Here is a 19044-nt window from a genome sequence, read left to right as displayed (position 1 = left end):
ATGTACTGTTTGTCCCTAATCCTAAAGGTTTTTTCTGATTAAATTATTTTTTATTAGATACTTATACATTATTCAGCTAACTCCGTTCAGCCGATCACATACACACAAACCCATCCATTACTACCGCATAAATTTTAAACTCTGCTTATCTGGGCAGATCTCAATTTTTCTATTGCTTCCTCGTTCTCACTTTGCCCTTTTAAACCAACTGCACATAAAAATAGCCTGACGAATCAGGCTATTTGAAAGTTTAAATGACTACAGAAGATTATTTTGCATCGGGTAAGGCATACGCCACCAAAGCATCTCCCATCTTGGTGCCAAATGAACCATGACCACCCGCCATAATGACCACATACTGTTTGCCATTGGCTTCATAGGTCATTGGTGTTGCTTGACCGCCCGCTGGTAGACGACCTTTCCAAAGTTCATCACCATTGGTCACGTTGATGGCACGGATATAGTTATCCTGCGTACCACCGACAAACATCACATTCCCCGCAGTTGAGATTGAACCACCAAGCATAGGCACCCCCATTTTAAATGGTGGTAATTGAATTCCTGGTAAGCTGTCACGGATCGTACCAATACGACGTTTCCATGCAACTTCGTGAGTATTTAAATCCACACCCGCCACAAAGCCCCAAGCAGGCTGTTTACATGGCAAACCAAATGGAGACAAGAACGCACTGATTTCAACACCGTAAGGCACACCATACATCGGTTGTACACCCGCTTCGGTGCCTGCACCTTTGGCTGTTTTCGGACGGTTTGGATCGGCTGGAATGAGTCGAGATACAAACGGCAAACCGATTGGGTTCATCACCGCAATTTGACGGTCAGGGTTAACGGACATACCGCCCCATTCAAATACACCCAAATTACCTGGGAAAACCAAAGTTCCATTTTCTGAAGGTGGGGTATAAATACCGTCATAGTTCAGTTTGTGGAAAGACACCCGACACATCAACTGGTCAAACATGGTTGCACCCCACATCTGCTTATCCGTCAATTTCTCTTTTGGCGCAAGGTCAAAGTCAGAGAAAGGTTGTGTCGCAGAGTAACGCTCACCTTTGGTTTGCGGCCCACGTTTCACTGTTTGTGGTACAGGTTTTTCCGTAATTGGAACAATGGCTGCACCAGTACGACGGTCTAGAACAAAGGCATTGCCTGTTTTCGTTAACACGTAAATGGCAGGAACCATTTTGCCCGACTTGTCTTTAATGTCCGTCAATGTCGGTTGTGATGGTACATCCATATCCCACAAATCATGATGCGTGGTTTGGAAATTCCACACCAACTTACCTGTTGAGGCATTCAATGCCAGCATTGAGTTGGCATAACGCTCATGCAACTCGGTCCGGTTACCGCCCCAAATATCTGGCGTACCCACACCCGTTGGAATGTAAACGATATCCAAAGCTGCATCATAGGCTAATGGTGCCCATGCATTCGGTGAGTTTTGAACATACTTTTGACCCGGGGCAGGAATCGCGTTTGGATCTTCTGCACCTGTGTCAAAGACCCACAACAATGCACCCGTATTCACATCATAACCACGGATCACACCTGAAGGCTCTTCAGTTGAATAGTTATCTGTGGTTGAACCCGCAATAATAATAGTCGTGCCTGTGACCACAGGTGGCGACGTTGGGATATAACCACCCGGATAAGGGAACGGCATATCTTTTTGTAAGTCAACTTCACCATTTTTACCAAAGTCAGTACAACGCTCACCAGTATCAGCATTGATGGCAACCAAACGGCCATCATTGACAGGTAAGATTACTTTACGTGGACATAGCTCAGACGATGACTTTTTATTCTGCAAGCTGGCTTCAAAACCAGCCGTATTGTTCGCATCATAATAAGACACGCCACGACAGGTTAAATGCTGAAAAGTATTGTCCGCTTTGAGTTTCGGATCAAAAGTCCATTTCGCCTTACCTGTAGCTGGGTCAAGTGCAACCAGTTTTTGGTGCGTGGTACAGATATACATATTGTCCCCAACTTTAATTGGGGTGACCTGATTGGTGGTTTCACCAGAGTCATTTTCTGTTTTAAAGTCGCCTGTGTTATAGGTCCAAGCGACTTTTAAATCTTTAACATTCTCAGAATTAATTTGCGTTAAAGGAGAATAACGTAAGCCGGATTGAGTACGGCCATAAGCAGGCCAGTCGCCATCAGCAACACCCGGAATGGACTGCGCGGTTGCAGGCTGCTTGCTGCTCAGTTCACCTCGAATTTCTTGAGGGTCATTAAACACAGCAAAAATCATCACGGCAATAGTCACCGCCAGTGAACCTGTTAAAACCAGTTTTGCACTTTTAGCGTTGTCAAAACCGCGCGTGACCGCTGGAATGAGTAGCCACAAGCCAAATAAACCAAGGATATCTAAACGTGGTGCCAAGGCAAAGAAGTCTGAACCCACTTCCCATAAGCCCCAAACCACTGTACCCAAGACCAACAACGCATAAACGATTAATGCCGTACTTTTTAATTTTTGCAGTAGAACTGCAGTCGCGATGAAGAGTAAACCTGCAATGATGTAGTACCAAGACCCACCAAGCACTGCAAGATAAATCCCTCCTATCAGCAGGACTAAACCAAAGATCACAGCAATCACAGCTGTAAAAGTTTTAAGCCCTGAACCTGAAGACGGAGTACTCATATTGACCACCTTTTTCTTAGATTCTGTTAAAAGCTCATATCGTTTCAATATCGATATGAGCACCTAGACAGTTTTTAGATTTTAAGTATCTGTCCAAACGACTTATTTCGAACAGTTTTATGCTTTGAGCAACCGTAAAAAGTATTTATTAACCTTGTTGGACAAATACTTATCGATCTAGAAACTAAAATGCGGTCTGGAATTTAATTCCGCCGACCCATGCATTTTCACCATTTTTATACGCGCCTACATGGCGGATATATTGGATATTGGGACGAATGGTTAACCAATTGGCTGCATGTATACCGTAGTAAATCTCGGCATCATATTCTTCACTTTGTAAGCCACGGGTATCGACGCTGTTATTGGCAATATTCGCGTCATTGACATCATCATTGATATTAATACGGGCTAGGCCAATCGCTATTTCATCTTGAGGGCGGGCATCAAAAGCACCTTTATAGACTAGACCAATGTTCTGCATGTCGCGAACCGTATTGGTATCTGAATCATGTAGTGTGAGATTCACAAAACCTGTTAAACCACGTGCAGCATCACCGTGATGTGCTGTGAGTTGCTGCTTGGCAACAACCCAGCCGCCTTGTTTATGTGAGGTTTGCTGTGGGTTTTGAATGTCTGTGGCATCTGCCGAACTGTAGTAATAACCCACACGATATTCGCCGGGTAATTTTTCAGTCCCTAACTGAGGAGACCACACCACTTCAGCAGGAATAATGGCCCCCTGCGAACCGTCGGTACTTAAGTTCCAACCTTTGCCACGTTCTAAGTTTTCAGGGTTATATTCATACACCCCAACTTGTGCATACAGGTCTGGCCGAAGATTATATTTGACTCGCGCAGCCCATTGGCTGACAGGCCAGTTGTACCACTGGTCACCGACCCAGTTACCAACTTGAGAGCCACAGAGCGCAAGGTTTTGGAAATCACAGTCGAAACTGTTGAAGTCTTCACCTTCACCAAAACGACCGACTTTGATGTCTAACTTTTGATCCATGAACTTTTTCTTAATCCACAAATCGGTTAAACGCCACGTCTGCCCACGTCCCCACACTTCTTGAGTGGAACTTAAATACCCATCTAAAGCATCGGATGTTTGAGAAAGTGAACGCCCATTGCGTTGGGTAATGGTGATTTGAGCCTCAGTATCCTGCCAGCCCAAAATCTTGTCTAAATCAAAGTGCGTACCAAATGCAAACTGGTCTGCATATTCGGTACCATGACTTGAAGAATGTGAGGCATCGAGCAACGTTGCCATTTCACCCGTATAGCCAAAGCTAAAGTCGTAGCCTTTTTGCTGCAATGCGCTGCGCTGACCATTCCAGTCACCCAGCATCCAAGGGCTTTCTGCCTCAAAGGCATTTGCAGCATACACACTTTGAAAGCAGCAACTGAGCGCTAAGAGACTGAGGTTAAAACACCAACTTCTTTTACATTTATTCATAATTGGTGACCTTTCTTACAAAATTACAACTAATCGATATGATACGCTTTATTTGTATAAAAACCCATTTTATGACGTTTTGTTGTTTTAAATCTATTCAAATTATCGCTATATGATATTTATAAAGAATCAAAACCGAGCGGTTTGCCTATAAATTCATATCTTATTTTTGAACGTGAAAACTTAATTGGACAAGCTAATTGTTGTTCGCTTTTTGTACTCCCCTCTTGTAAAGGTACAGAAACCACCCATGCACGATCTTTTGCTAACTGCGAATCGAGTGCTTCATCCAACTTTAATACAGGCTCAACGCAGACATCTTGCTGCTGAAAAATTGCGTTCCACGTGGCAAAATCTTGGGTTTTAATTTTGTCTTTTATTGCTTGTTTCACCACCTGACGGTCATCAGTTGCCAATGAAGCTCCTTTTTCAGCCACAATCGGCAATTCTAAAATTTGTGCCAACCCATATAAAAACTGTGGCTCTAAACTCCCAATCGATAAATAACGCCCATCTTGCGTTTCATAATAGTCATAAAAAGTCGCACCATTGAGATAGCTTTGCTCGGGCCCTTGTTTTTCCTGCCCTGCTAAGCTCGCAGCTGCGGCCATACTACTGAGTCCCACCACACAGTCGGTCATGGAAATATCAATATACTGTCCCAAACCACTCCGCTGCCTTTCAATTACTGCGGCTAAAATTCCAATCACACTATGCAAAGAGCCTCCAGCAATATCCGCAATTTGAATCCCCATTGGGGGTGGTCCACTGTGCTGCCGGCCACTATGTCCCGCGATCCCTGACAAAGCCACATAGTTGATATCGTGTCCTGCCTTATTTTGATACCTCCCTGTTTGCCCATAACCCGTAATGGAACAATAGATCAAGCGTGGATTAATTTCAGATAAGGTCTGATAATCGAGCCCTAATCTTTGCATCACACCTGGACGGAATTGTTCAATCACAATGTCATAGTCTGAAATTTTCGACTTGATCAGTTCAATATTGGCAGGATCTTTCAAATCCAGAGCGACAGCATGCTTATTTCGGTTGAGATAACTATGTGCAGTGGCCTGTCCATTGGCATAAGGTGGCATTAAACGGATCAGATCGGGGCGGGTTGGAGACTCGATGTGGATCACTTCTGCACCTAAGTCTGCTAAGTACATTGTTGCAAAAGGTCCGGGTAAAAGTGTAGAAAAATCGAGAACTTTCAATCCTTTCAATGCCATATCCATGTTTATTTTCTCTTTTTATGTTGATTTTTTAGCTATTTTAGAAATATAAAAGCAACAAAACAATGTCATGTTCAGCCATTTACCTTGATCATTTCGGCAATTTAACATGTAAAAAGGCAAAAAACTTTAGTGTAAATTGCCTAAAATACTTTTTTTAGCGTCATTTAGGTCAAACGCAAGTGAATATAAAAGAGACTGAAGGATTAAATATGAGCCGCGATACCATTAGTATCCATTTCGTCAATGCGGCTTTAACTGGCGTAAAACGTCTCGGCATGGATGTCGAAACATTACTTTCTCACGTAGGGATTGAGGCAGAACTGCTGCGTCAACCTAAAGCCCGTATTTCTCCAGAACAATATACTCGCTTCGTTAAAATGTTATGGATGGTGACCCAAGACGAACATGTTGGCTTCGATAAGCAACCACGTCGTTTAGGTACGTTTGCCATCATGTGTCAGCTGATTATTCATGCCAAAACCTTAGGTGATGCTTTAGAACTGTCTTCACAGTTTTATAAATTGTTTGGCGATGAGTGGTCGGTGACCTTAGAGCGCGACAAACATGAGGCTCGTCTTGTTCCTCAGATTCCAAAATCGATGGACCCAGATCACTTCATTACCGAAAGTATGCTGATGATTTGGCATGGTCTCGCGTCATGGTTGATTGAACGTCGTTTACCACTGGAACGTGTACACTTTGGTTATGAACGTCCGACTCATGCAGATGAGTATGATGCCCTGTTCTTCGCACCTGTGATGCAGTTCGACATGCCGCGTACCGAAATCACTTTTGCAGCAGATTATTTAGACTTACCGATTCGTCAGAATGAAGAAACGTTAGAAGAGTTTTTAAAAGCCGCGCCTGCACAGTTGTTGGTGAAATTTAAAAACACCAACTCACTCACTTCACGTATTCGTGATGTGTTGAAGAGTCAAATTGGTGAGGAAATGCCAACCCTGAATGATGTGGCTTCCATGTTGTATTTATCTCCACAAACGCTGCGTCGCCGCTTAGCTGCTGAAGGTAAAAGTTACCAAGGCGTGAAAGATGCATTACGTCGTGATGCCGCAATCCACCTACTATTGAACCCAGGTTTGACTTTAGAAGATGTGGCACAACAAGTGGGCTTTAGTGAAACCAGTACCTTCCACCGTGCCTTTAAAAAATGGACTGGAGTTACACCCGGTTTATATCGCCAACTACATGGCTATCACTAATTTTCTAGTTTGACGACGGTTCGGCACATTGCTAAACCCAAGATTTCGATCTTGGGTTTTTTTATGCCCCAATCTTCAGTCTATTGGCAAAAAGACTCATCTGACCTGACCCGTTCTAGTCATTGCATCACGGCCATTAATTTGTACACTCAAATGCATAACAACTTAAAAGTCATAAAAAGGAACAGCTATGAGCGAGGCTTATATCATTGACGCCATTCGCACACCACGCGGAAAAGGAAAGAAAGATGGTTCATTGCATGAAGTGAAGCCAATTACTTTACTGACAACATTATTGAATGAGCTCAAAGATCGTCATCACTTAGATACCTCTAAAGTAGACGATATTGTCTTGGGGTGTGTTACTCCAATTGCAGACCAAGGTGGTGATATTGCTAAAACTGCTGCAATTGCGGCAGGTTGGGACAATGATGTTGCTGGTGTGCAAATCAACCGTTTCTGTGCTTCAGGTCTTGAAGCTGTCAATATGGCTGCGCAAAAAGTACGTTCAGGCTGGGAAGATGTGGTTGTCGCAGGTGGTGTTGAGTCAATGTCACGTATTGCAATGGGTTCAGATGGTGGGCCATGGGCATTAGACCCTGAAACAAATTTAAAATCACACTTTGTTCCGCAAGGGATTGGTGCAGATTTAATTGCAACATTGGATGGTTATACCCGTTCAGATGTCGATGCCTTTGCAGCAAATTCGCAACGCAAAGCAGCAGCTGCGCAAGCTGCGGGTTATTTCAATCAATCAGTGGTTGCTATTAAAGACAAAGCAGGCGTGACCATTTTAGATCAAGATGAATTTATCAAACCGTCAACAACAGCAGAAGGTTTAGCAAAACTCAATCCAAGTTTTGAAATGATGGGTGCAATGGGTTTTGATGCAATTGCATTACAACAATATCCAGAAGCGCAAAAAATTAACCATGTGCATCATGCAGGAAACTCATCGGGTATTGTTGATGGTGCGGCACTTGTATTACTTGCTTCCGAGAAAGCGGTCAAAGAACAAGGTTTAAAACCACGTGCCAAAGTATTGGCGACCGCATTGGTGGGTTCAGATCCAACCATTATGCTGACAGGACCTGCACCTGCTGCTCGTAAAGCATTGGCAAAAGCTGGTTTAACGATTGACGATATTGATCTATTTGAAGTCAATGAAGCATTTGCATCAGTGGTGATGCGCTTTATGACCGAATTAAAAGTTCCTGCTGAGAAAGTCAATGTGAATGGTGGTGCAATTGCGATGGGACATCCATTGGGTGCGACAGGTGCGATGATTCTTGGAACTTTACTGGATGAGTTAGAGCGTCAAGGTAAAAAGCGTGGCTTGGCAACATTATGTGTGGGTGGTGGCATGGGTATTGCGACCATTATTGAGTTGGTATAAGGAGAATAATAATGAGCGCAATTCAATATTTAAAAAATGACGATGGCATTATTATTCTGACTTTAGATTCTCCAAACCAATCTGCAAATACTATGAATGCAGATTTCCGTGTAGCTTTAGAAAATATTGTTTCTAAACTGAAATCTGAAACATCGATTACTGGGATTATTCTCCGTTCAGCGAAGAAAACTTTCTTTGCGGGCGGTGATTTGGATGAGCTAATCCAAGCGCGCTTGGAAGATGCTACACCATTTTTTGAAATGATTCAGAAAATGAAAGCAGAGTTTCGTTATATCGAAACTTTAGGTGTTCCTGTGGTTGCAGCATTGAATGGTACGGCTTTAGGTGGTGGTTGGGAAATTGCTTTAGGTTGTCATGCACGTATTGCATTGAATGATCCTAAAACTAAATTTGGACTTCCAGAAGTGACTTTAGGTCTGCTGCCGGGTGGTGGTGGTATCGTGCGGATGGTACGCCTTTTAGGTCTACAAAATGCTTTTCCATTCTTAATGGAAGGTAAGCAGTTTGGTGTAGATAAAGCAAAATCTCTCGGTTTAATTCAAGATACTGCGGAAACACCTGAAGAGTTGATGGATAAGGCGATTGCTTGGGTAAAAGCTAATCCGAAATCACAACAACCTTTTGATGTTAAAGGCTATAAAATTCTGGGTGGTGATCCTAAAACACCTGCGGTTGCACAAATGCTGGCGATTGCTCCAGCGATGCTCCGTGATAAAACCAAAGGTTGTTATCCTGCTCCTGAAGCAATCATGGCGGCTGCGGTTGAAGGTGCGCAAGTCGATGTGGATACGGCACTAACCATTGAATCTCGTTATTTTACCTATCTTGCGACAGGTCAAATTTCAAAAAATATGATCGGTACTTTTTGGCATGGGATGAATGCCATTAAAGCAGGGGCAAGCCGTCCTAAAGATGTTGCAAAATGGCAAGCGACCAAAGTTGGTGTGCTTGGTGCAGGGATGATGGGTGCAGGCATTGCTTATTCAACAGCAATTAAAGGCATTCCCGTTGTACTCAAAGATGTTTCTGTTGAAAATGCAGAAAAAGGCAAAGCCTATAGCCAAAAATTATTGGATAAAAAAGTATCGCAAGGTCGTATGACTGCTGAAAAGTGTGATCAGATTTTAAGTTTAATTACAGCTACAGCATCTGCGGAAGATTTAAAAGGCTGTGATTTAATAATCGAAGCGGTATTTGAAAATCAAGAACTCAAAGCGAAAGTTACCCAAGAAGCCGAAGCATTCCTTGTAGAAGGTGGTGTGATGGCTTCAAATACCTCGACATTACCAATTACTGGTTTGGCAAATGCATCGAAAGATCAAGCAAACTTCATTGGTCTGCATTTCTTTAGTCCAGTCGATAAAATGCAATTGGTTGAAATTATTAAAGGTAAAAACACTTCTGCTGAAACTTTGGCAAAAGCATATGACTATGTACAGCAAATTGGCAAAATTCCGATTGTTGTGAATGATAGCCGTGGTTTCTTCACCAGTCGTGTATTTGGTACTTTTGTTCAAGAAGGTTTACGTTTACTGCATGAAGGTGTACACCCAGCTCGTATTGAAATGGCTGCACTCAAAGCAGGCATGCCCGTTGGCCCATTAGCCATTCAAGATGAAGTTGCATTAACACTTTCTGAGCATGTTGCCAATGAAACACGTAAAGCATTGCAGGCTGAGGGTAAAGATTTACCACGTTCAGGTGCAGATGATGTGATTCAAACCATGATTCATACTTTTGACCGTAAAGGTAAAGCTGCTGGTGCAGGTTTCTATGATTATCCAGAAGGTGGCAAAAAACTTCTTTGGGAGGGGTTGAACCATTGGAAGAAAGATGTAGATATTTCTGAACAAGAAATGATTGACCGTTTCTTGTTTGTACAATCGCTAGATACCTTACGTTGTTATGAGGAAAATGTCCTTGAGTCTGTCATTGATGCCAATATCGGTTCGATCTTTGGGATTGGTTTTGCGCCGTGGACAGGGGGTGCAATTCAGTTTTTAAATCAATATGGTTTAGACCAAGCTTTACAACGTGCCAATGAACTTGAAGCGAAATATGGTGAGCGTTTTAAAGCACCGCAACGTCTGGTTGAATCGGTGCCATCAGGTCAGATTCGCTAAAACTTCCACCTTAAAAAAGGGATCGGCAGATCCCTTTTTTTGCGCTCTCAGCACACAACAAAATTAACCTGCTGATTCAGCATCTAATTTTGACTTATTTTAGTGCATTCTTTTCAAGCCCGACGCAGTTTTTTGTGTTATAAAGTTACATAGTTTTAGATTTATTTTTATTCAATTGGGCTGTTGCACATGACTGACAATACTTCTCCTGAAAAATCACCATGGGGTTGGAAAGCACTGATTATTGCTTTCATTTTAAGTGGAATTTTCTTAGGTATCTTCTACCTTGCGATCACCAATGAGCCTGACTATATGCCAAGTCAGCAAACGCAGCAAAACTCTCAGCAACATGCTTTTAAAAACGCGCCTGCAATGTCTGAAGAAGCCATGGCCAAAGCACAAGCGGATAAAGATGCGCGCGAAGCAAGAGCTCAAGCAGCTTCTGAAGATACCACAGAACATGCAACCGCTGATGAGCACGACATGAGTGCCGATGAACATGCGAAAATGTCATCTGAACATGGTCACTAATATGCTGTGACTAATAAAAAAGCCCTGAAAGATCAGGGCTTTTTTATGGATGATAAACGCATATGGATATGCGGAATACCACAATCCAAATACTCCTCGCCCTCTTGCATAAAGCCCAAAGCCTGATAAAACGCTTGTGCATGCACTTGAGAGGATAAGACTACAAATGGACGCTGTTGCTGTTGGGCATATGCTATCACCGCCTGCATCAGGACTTTGCCTACGCCCAAACCACGATGAGACTTCAAAACTGCAACACGACCAATACTATGATTTTGCAAAAGTCGTGCGGTGGCGATGGCTTGATCTTGCTCATAGACCACAAAATGAACTGAGATTTCATCTTGCTCATCCCATTCATCTTCAGCAGCAATGTTTTGCTCTTGAATAAAGACCTGCTCACGAATCATTTTCGCAGCCTGTTGCAGCCCATCCCATGTTCCATGGATAATTTTCAAGCTTGGCATTTTTATTTCCCTATAAATCATTTTTGTATTGGTCATTACACTAAAAAATGATGTTCAGATCAGCATTTGCAGCCTACATCTTGCTGATCCCATTGATCATTCAACAGCAATTCCAGTGAATGCTTTTGAATACCATACATCTCTTTCAAGGCTTGAATTTGTGCCAAGACAGCAACATCGGGCGCTTGATAATCCTTACGCTTGGTTGCCAAAATCATTTTATTCTTGCTGGTATGCTCAAGTGCTACAAACTCAAACACTTTGGTTTCATAGCCATAGGCTTTGAGTAATAAGGCACGAATAGTATCCGTCAGCATTTCAGCTTGCTGTCCTGCATGAATGCCAAACTGCAACATGGGTTGCAACACGAGCGGAGCTTTCAGTTGCGGGCGTAATTCTTTATGACAACACGGCGCGCACATGATCATTTCGGCATTTAAACGAATGCCGGTATGAATCGCAAAGTCAGTCGCGACATCACATGCATGCAGCGCAATTATCACATCGAGGCGTTCAGGTTGGTACGTCCGAACATCACCCTGAAAAAAATCAAGTTGCTGAAAATCCGACTTGTTCGCAACTTCCTGACAAAATTCCACCATTTTGCTGTTTAGCTCAACCCCAGTCACAAAAGGGTTCAAATCTTGCTTCAGCAAATAATCATACAAAGCAAAGGTTAAGTAGCCCTTTCCTGAACCAAAGTCGACCACGCGCAGTTGTTCAGGCAGCTGAATATGACTTAGTGCCCCTGAGAAAATTTCGACAAACTTATTAATCTGCTTCCACTTACGCGCCATACTGGGAATGATGTGCGCTTTTGCATCGGTAATACCAAGTGGCTGTAAGAAATAACTGTCTTGATCCACAAAACGCTGTTTGACACGATCATGACCTTGCTGCTCAACAGCTTTGGTTACCGTCTTATTTTTACTTTGCGTCAGTATGGCTTTCTTCTTGTTCTTCTTCAGTTGCAACTCTTGTTCAGTTGTCAGCAGATTGGCTTGTTTACACTGCGCCAAAAGTGCAGTTACCGTTTCAAGTGCTATGTCTAATGAATAATTTTTGGTGACATCTTGGGTTTTATGGCGATATAAACAGCTCAATACAGGCTGCCCTTGTAACATGACGACTCGAAAAGTCATCTTCTCGAGTTGCTCCAGTTCACCCTGATATTGACTCAGAATCATCCGATCAAAACTTTGAGATTCAAGCGCTTGCTGGAAGGCTTGAAGGAATTGCTGCTCTTGTGCAGAGGACGATACCGAAACGGTCATAATAGAAACCAAAAAAAGAATTGCGATTAAATTTTAAAGCGTCTTACGCTAAATGCAAATTTGAATTACGATACAGTTGTATATTTTATAAAAATGCACACGACTTATGAGCGCTCACCCTGTTGTAAACTACGATCCAGCTGAAGAAAGAATCAATTTTATTAGCCATGCTATTGGTGCTGCGCTTGCACTCATAGCCGGTATTTTATTGATTATCAAAGGGTCTTACTTAGAAACAGCGCAGTGGATCGGGCTGTGGGTCTATGCTTTGAGCCTATTTTTATTGTTCGCCGCATCAAGCTTATATCATTTTGCCGAATCTCCAGAGCGTCGTGGCTGGTATAAAAAATTAGATCACACTGCCATTTATTATCTGATTGCAGGCACCTACACCCCATTTTTGTCTATCGCACTGCCCACACAAAAAGCCCATTACCTGCTCATTGCACTTTGGGTGATTGCACTCATTGGTACACTATTCAAGTTAGTTTTCATTCATCGCTTTGAAAAAATTTCACTGATTGCTTATCTGCTTATGGGTTGGCTGGCTGTACTGGTAATGGATGATATGCAACGCTTTTTATCTAAACCAGCTTTGACTTTTTTAATCATTGGTGGACTTTCCTATACCATCGGTGCATTGTTTTATGCGCTAAAAAAGGTAAGATATACGCACGCTATCTGGCATATTTTTGTATTGATTGGTGCAGGATCACATTTCTTGTCCATCTATCTTTACGTGATATAACCCGCGCACACTACCTTTTTTAGCAACCCTAATTCCGTAGTCTGCCCGAGGAACATTCGTATTTTTTTAAAAAATTACGCCTTTTTTAAAAAGATGACGCTTTTAAAACTCAGTTCGACTATTTTTTAAGTGTAAGGTCTACCATGGCGTCATTAAATACTGCTGTTGCTGAACAGCAGCCTGTAAACTCAAAATTCCGCGTACTTACAGCCAGTCTGGTAGGTACAACTATCGAATTCTTCGATTTTTATATTTATGCCACTGCGGCTGTCATTATTTTTCCGTACCTGTTCTTTCCAGCAAGTACCGATCCAATGACCGCAACCATTCAGTCTTTGGCGACCTTCGCGATTGCCTTTATTGCACGCCCGATTGGCGCTGCACTCTTTGGACATTTAGGTGATCGTATCGGCCGAAAGGCGACCTTGGTTGCAGCTTTGCTGACCATGGGACTTTCAACCGTGTGTATCGGCTTATTACCCACCTATGCGCAAATTGGAATTGCCGCACCATTACTGCTTGCGCTGTGTCGTTTAGGTCAAGGTCTCGGCTTAGGTGGTGAATGGTCGGGTGCGGTATTGCTTGCCACAGAAAATGCACCTGAAGGTAAGCGTGCTTGGTATGGTATGTTCCCCCAACTGGGCGCGCCGATTGGCTTTATCTTGGCAACTGGTTCATTCTTAACGCTGGGTCATTTTATGACTGAAGAAGCGTTTATGACTTGGGGCTGGCGTATTCCTTTTATCTCTAGTGCGTTACTGGTAATTGTAGGTCTCTGGATTCGTTTACAACTCCATGAAACTCCTGCGTTCCAGAAAGTTTTAGACAAGCAAAAAGAAGTTAACATTCCATTTAAAGAAGTGATCACCAAGCACTGGGGCATGTTAATTTTAGGTACCATTGCAGCCATCTGCACCTTTGTGGTGTTCTACCTCACGACGGTCTTTGCTTTACAATGGGGTACCAAACAGCTGGGTTACACCCGCGAACAGTTCTTACAACTTCAACTGGTCGCAACCCTGTGCTTTGCTGCATTCATCCCCTTGTCTGCGGTTTTTGCTGAAAAATTTGGTCGTAAAACCACGTCTATTGCAGTCTGTATTGCTGCGGCGTTATTTGGTTTAGTATTCTCAAGCATGTTGGAATCAGGCAGTACCCTTATTGTGTTCTTGTTCCTATGTATTGGCTTATCCATCATGGGTTTAACCTATGGACCAATTGGCACCGTGCTCTCTGAAATTTTTCCAATATCCGTTCGTTATACAGGTTCAGCACTAACCTTTAACCTTGCGGGGATCTTTGGGGCATCATTTGCACCTCTCATTGCCACCAAGCTTGCAACCACCTATGGTTTACATGCAGTGGGTTACTACCTCACGGCGGCATCGCTTCTGTCTTTATGTGCGTTCTTAATGATCCGTGAAACCAAAAATGATGATGTAAACAATCAAATTTAACCCTGAATTTGATGTCTAAAAACCAGCACAATGATGCTGGTTTTTTTATACCAATGCATTAACAAACGCTACAAAAACCATATTTAAAATCTGTCGTTTTACTTCAAAAATAGAGAGAGATACAGATGAATAGGACCGAAAAATGGATGAAAAAATACAACAACTCACTAATGAACAACTCCTTGATGTCATCGTATTAGTTGAAGAAAATAAAATTATTCAAGCCATTCAATACATCGCCACACATACCGCTTTTCAATACGATGATGCACAAGAGATCGTGACTGAACTCACGAAGCGGCATGATGCTGCGCTAAAAAGCATGTATCGCCATAAACGACATCAACAACAACGCATATCAACCGCTGAATTAAGACACCACAGCTCCCTTGTGTCTGAAGGACGGAGCTTTACACAACAACAGCCACAAAGCCCGCATAGCACAGCAGTGAATAACCTCGATGCAATACAAGACCTACAAGAGCTCCATACAAAAAACCACAACCTTTGGATCGTCTTGGCTGTGGTCATTTTGGTTTTAAGCTTTATTTTTTATTGGTTCTAAACCCAACTTAAATCAGTTCAATAATATCGATAGTCGGTGGTACGCGAAAACGAAACGGCACACCCACCATGCCTGTTCCAACCGTAACAAACACATCCGCATGTTCATGTCGGTATAAGCCTTTTTTGTGTCCTAATATAGACACTTTTTTCATTATATAGTCTGTGAGCCATGGCAGCTCAACTTGACCACCATGCGTATGACCTGAAAGCATTAAAGGACGACTAGGTAAAGCAGGGACCATATCGATCGTGTCTGGATTGTGTGATAGGATGACCCACGGTTTGTCTTGCGGTAAATGCGGCATAAAACGCATATCCGCCTTGCCTGCCCACAAATCCCCAACTCCAATCAGACGAAACTCTTCAAATTCAACAATCTGACCTTCAATATCAATCACATTATTCACCTTCAAAGCATGTCTTAACAAATTTTGAATCGGCGGACCTGGATATTGCTCATCATGATTACCATTGACCGAATAGACTGGGGCATTAATTTCTTGCAACACCTCTAATTCTTCTGCCAGTGTATTTTCAGGTTCATAAGTCCAGTCCCCTGCAACCACCACCAAATCAGGTTTTTGTTCATTCAGTCGTTTGACGATAGTTTTCAGTTGTCGCTCATGCCCTGAAAATAGGCCAATATGTAAATCCGCAATTAAGGCAATACGAACGGGTTTGAGTAATTTATAATCTTCTTGGATTTGATATTGAGTGGTTTTGACATGTACAAAATGCGGTTCAATGAAACGTGCATAACACAGCACACCACTGACCAAAAACACAAAAATAGCTTCATGCCATGAATAATAGCCCTGAAAACCTGCATACAAGCTAAAGAAAAATAAAGGAATAAGTAAATAAGAGAGATAAAAAGCCAACAAATGCACAAAGGCCTTAAACGGATGAATCGTCTCTGTATTGGTTTGACTGATCCATGCCTGATACACCGCCCACCCCGCAAGCAAGGCCATCGCAATATAAAAATAGAACACGACGGAGTGTATATTCATCATAGACTTTTACTCACAAATTGTTCATCAAGAACACATAATCTTCTGTTTATCTTTTCACAGCTCAGAATTATACTCAAACCAAATTTATAGACTTTATGACGATGGAAAAACCTCACGGCTTAGCGAAACAAACTTTATTCCGCTCATCTTCGACTCAGCAAGGTGCCAAACTGTTGTTGCTGAGCTGTATGGTTTTGACTGTCCCAGCGTGTAACACCTTACCCAAACAGATCCCACAGACGCCCGTCTATGCCTTTGATTTGCAAACAGATCAAACCAGTTTAGGCAAAATCGTTCTGCCTTTACGTGAACAAAATCCAGGCCTTACAGGTTTCCATGTTCTCTATAATCCTCTCGAAGCATTGGCCGCGCGTATCCATCTCATTGATAAGGCAGAAAAGACCTTAGATCTACAATACTATATTTGGGACAACGATCGTATTGGTTCTTTAGCGCTTTATTCTATTTTGAAAGCCGCTGATCGCGGGGTGAAGGTTCGATTACTAATCGATGATAACAATGCCAAGAAAATGGAAGGCATTTATTTGGCGCTCGATCAACACGCCAATATCGACATCAAACTGTATAACCCCTACCTCTTCCGTCACTACCGCGCGATGGATATGGTCTTAAATCTAAAACGCATCAACCGCCGGATGCACAACAAAAGCTTCATTGCAGATAATCAAATTTCGTTGATTGGTGGGCGTAACATGAGCAATCAATATTATAACGTTAGCGACAGTTATCAATTTTCTGATGTTGATGTCATGTTAGTCGGCTCTGCCTCAGATGAAATTGTGCACTCCTTCGATGAATACTGGAATGACGACTATGCCTTTCCAGTGCGTCAAATTGTCAACGCCAACCATTACAGCTTGCGTTATGAGGGTTTAAAAACCCAGTTAGAGCAGCACTATCAGGAAGTGACTGTACAAAATTATTTGGATCTGGCCAATCGTTCGCAGGCCTTTGAACACTGGCTGAATGATAGTATCCAATTCGATTGGGTCAAAGCTGAAGTGGTGAAAGACTCGCCAAGCAAAACCAAATCACGGGCAAAAAAAGAAGAACATTTAAACTTCCAGTTGCAAACCCATTTAGAAAAACCCATGGAAAGCATCGACATTATTTCAGCCTATTTTGTACCTGAACGTAAAGGCAAAAAACAGTTGGCGAACTTAGCACAGAGTGACATTCAAGTCCGTGTACTGACCAACTCATTTATAGCCAATGATGTACCATTGGTACATGCTTTCTATGGAAAATATCGTGAAGACTTGCTGGAAAGTGGTGTCCAACTCTATGAGTTTTTAGCTACACCTGCGGCCGAAGCCTTAAATGAAAACAATGAAGAAATTTCGAAAAAAGCCAAAGTCAGCATCAAAGGATTAAGCCGCTCGAGTCTACATGCCAAACTCATGGCCATTGATGAAAAACAGGTTTTTATTGGTTCATTTAATTTTGATCCCCGCTCTGCCAACTTAAATACAGAAATTGGGGTTTTACTGAACAGTCCACCGCTGGCCAAAGCAGTACACTACACCATGGACCAAAATCTCAGCAAATATGCCTATAAGCTGGTCCTAGATGCAAACAAAAACATTAACTGGCAAATCAAACAAGCAGATGGTTCTACCAAAACCTATACCACTGAACCAAAAATGAATTGGTTCAAACGTGCTGGTCTCAAAGTCGTTTCTTGGCTACCGATTGAAGGCTTTATGTAAGCCTTCAAGCTTGTTCCATGTTTAGTTGAGACTTCAAAACTTTATGATGTAAATCAGCCAAACCTTGCACCATTTTTTGTTGGACCAGTGCCGTTAAACTATCAACCGTATGTCCTGTGGTACAAATGGCTGGGAGCGCAACTAAATGTGCCGTGACTTGTGGCATCTCTAGTACTTTTTTAACATGCTCGGCAAAACTAATGTTACCGATAAACGGAGAGACTTGGTCAAGTCCGCCTTGTTGATTCACATAGCAAATCAAACAAATTTGCACATCACGTTGGGCCTCAATCGCAGCACCTAATATACGTCCATGAACCTTTTTCACTTTAGAACCATCGGTCGTGGTCGCTTCCGGGAAAAACAACACAGGAATATCTTGTTTTAAAAACGCCGTAATTTGCTCTCGAATTTTGATGGAATCGCCTGAACCACGTTGAATAAACATGGTTCCACCACTTTTTGCCAGCTTGCCAAACACAGGCCATTTTTCAATTTCAGCCTTGGCCAAAAAGAAAACTCGTGCGCCTGAGCCTAAAACCGCGACATCTAACCATGAAATATGATTGCTGACCCAAAGTGCAGGCTTACGTGGAATATCCCCGTGGACATGCACATCAATGTTAAAAACTTTGCACAGTCGACGGCAAAAATACTGCACGTAACGGGTATTTTGTGGATTGTTAATGTCTTTATACAAGCCATGTCGATAGACCAAATAAAACCCTTCGGACACGGCGCCAAGCCCCGAAGCCAGCTTTTTGCCATACAGAAAAAGCTTAGAGACACCTTTTATTGATGTTGTTTTTATTTCAGTATTCGATTGCATAGACGGTTCACTTGGCACAGCTTCATTCAACATTTAATCATTGATTTCGGCTCATTCTATACTGATCTTAAGTAACTTGCATTGATCATAAAAACCGAAGGACCAGATGATTATTTTCAATTTTAATCGTTTAAATAAATTAATTAAAATAAATCAATCGAAATACTAAAACATGGTGTGTACATGAACGATCAAATGAACCCTCCAGCTCCGCCGTTAAATCCTATTCAGGCACTGAAATTTATTATAGGGCTCAGTATTTTATACTTTGGTACCTTACTGCTTTTGGTTCAC

The 19044-nt window shown here is 42.3% G+C and carries 15 protein-coding genes; 8 read left to right on the top strand and 7 right to left on the bottom strand.

Features of this window, described 5'->3' with window-relative positions; all coding sequences use genetic code 11:
• Positions 1-268 precede the first annotated feature (268 nt).
• The 3 genes from AC0KVP_RS03265 to AC0KVP_RS03255 form a co-directional block, all read right to left on the bottom strand.
• Complete coding sequence (locus AC0KVP_RS03265) at positions 269-2671, bottom strand: glucose/quinate/shikimate family membrane-bound PQQ-dependent dehydrogenase (protein ID WP_473338945.1); 2403 nt, start codon at positions 2669-2671, stop codon at positions 269-271.
• 184 nt (positions 2672-2855) lie between these two features.
• Positions 2856-4133 (bottom strand): carbohydrate porin, encoded by a 1278-nt coding sequence (locus AC0KVP_RS03260; protein WP_473338943.1) that lies wholly within the window; start codon positions 4131-4133, stop codon positions 2856-2858.
• A gap of 119 nt (positions 4134-4252) precedes the next feature.
• Complete coding sequence (locus tag AC0KVP_RS03255) at positions 4253-5371, bottom strand: CaiB/BaiF CoA transferase family protein (protein WP_224468389.1); 1119 nt, start codon at positions 5369-5371, stop codon at positions 4253-4255.
• 209 nt (positions 5372-5580) lie between these two features.
• Between AC0KVP_RS03255 and AC0KVP_RS03250 the strand changes: the two genes are divergently transcribed.
• From AC0KVP_RS03250 to AC0KVP_RS03235, 4 genes are all read left to right on the top strand, one after another.
• Complete coding sequence (locus AC0KVP_RS03250) at positions 5581-6591, top strand: AraC family transcriptional regulator (RefSeq protein WP_004695134.1); 1011 nt, start codon at positions 5581-5583, stop codon at positions 6589-6591.
• Between the two features lie 190 nt (positions 6592-6781).
• Positions 6782-7987 carry an acetyl-CoA C-acetyltransferase gene (locus tag AC0KVP_RS03245; protein ID WP_058870228.1) on the top strand — a complete coding sequence of 402 codons (1206 nt, stop codon included), beginning with the start codon at positions 6782-6784 and terminating at the stop codon, positions 7985-7987.
• Between the two features lie 11 nt (positions 7988-7998).
• Entirely contained in the window at positions 7999-10131 is a 2133-nt protein-coding gene (locus AC0KVP_RS03240) for a 3-hydroxyacyl-CoA dehydrogenase NAD-binding domain-containing protein (RefSeq protein WP_473338940.1), read from the top strand.
• 189 nt (positions 10132-10320) lie between these two features.
• Positions 10321-10662, top strand: coding sequence for a hypothetical protein (locus tag AC0KVP_RS03235; protein WP_094148221.1), 342 nt, complete (start codon positions 10321-10323; stop codon positions 10660-10662).
• Between the two features lie 32 nt (positions 10663-10694).
• Here the strand turns inward: AC0KVP_RS03235 and AC0KVP_RS03230 are convergent, their stop codons facing one another.
• Together AC0KVP_RS03230 and AC0KVP_RS03225 are read right to left on the bottom strand one after the other, a co-directional pair.
• On the bottom strand, positions 10695-11129 hold the full coding sequence (locus tag AC0KVP_RS03230; RefSeq protein ID WP_473338938.1) for a GNAT family N-acetyltransferase: 435 nt from the start codon (positions 11127-11129) through the stop codon (positions 10695-10697).
• A gap of 59 nt (positions 11130-11188) precedes the next feature.
• Positions 11189-12403: a class I SAM-dependent methyltransferase gene (locus AC0KVP_RS03225; RefSeq protein ID WP_473338936.1), complete on the bottom strand. Its 1215-nt coding sequence runs from the start codon at positions 12401-12403 to the stop codon at positions 11189-11191.
• A 106-nt stretch (positions 12404-12509) separates the two neighbouring features.
• Here AC0KVP_RS03225 and trhA point away from each other — a divergent pair, with 106 nt between their 5' ends.
• The 3 genes from trhA (at position 12510) to AC0KVP_RS03210 (ending at position 15173) form a co-directional block, all read left to right on the top strand.
• Positions 12510-13151, top strand: coding sequence for a PAQR family membrane homeostasis protein TrhA (trhA, locus tag AC0KVP_RS03220; RefSeq protein WP_473338934.1), 642 nt, complete (start codon positions 12510-12512; stop codon positions 13149-13151).
• 143 nt (positions 13152-13294) lie between these two features.
• Complete coding sequence (locus AC0KVP_RS03215) at positions 13295-14608, top strand: MFS transporter (protein ID WP_005400235.1); 1314 nt, start codon at positions 13295-13297, stop codon at positions 14606-14608.
• Positions 14609-14750: 142 nt separating this feature from the next.
• The gene (locus AC0KVP_RS03210; protein WP_201702540.1) at positions 14751-15173 is read left to right on the top strand and encodes a hypothetical protein; all 423 of its coding nucleotides are present in this window, start codon (positions 14751-14753) and stop codon (positions 15171-15173) included.
• Positions 15174-15180: 7 nt separating this feature from the next.
• Here AC0KVP_RS03210 and AC0KVP_RS03205 read toward each other — a convergent pair whose 3' ends face one another.
• Positions 15181-16191, bottom strand: coding sequence for a metallophosphoesterase (locus AC0KVP_RS03205; protein WP_473338929.1), 1011 nt, complete (start codon positions 16189-16191; stop codon positions 15181-15183).
• Positions 16192-16379: 188 nt separating this feature from the next.
• Between AC0KVP_RS03205 and AC0KVP_RS03200 the strand changes: the two genes are divergently transcribed.
• Entirely contained in the window at positions 16380-17921 is a 1542-nt protein-coding gene (locus tag AC0KVP_RS03200) for a phospholipase D family protein (RefSeq protein WP_473340401.1), read from the top strand.
• A gap of 4 nt (positions 17922-17925) precedes the next feature.
• Here AC0KVP_RS03200 and AC0KVP_RS03195 read toward each other — a convergent pair whose 3' ends face one another.
• Positions 17926-18750, bottom strand: coding sequence for a lysophospholipid acyltransferase family protein (locus AC0KVP_RS03195; RefSeq protein ID WP_473340398.1), 825 nt, complete (start codon positions 18748-18750; stop codon positions 17926-17928).
• Between the last annotated feature and the right edge of the window lie 294 nt (positions 18751-19044).

Source organism: Acinetobacter sp. DL27, from assembly GCF_055810995.1.
The sequence above is the reverse complement of the archived record's forward strand: the minus strand, read 5'-3'. Positions and strand labels throughout refer to the sequence as shown.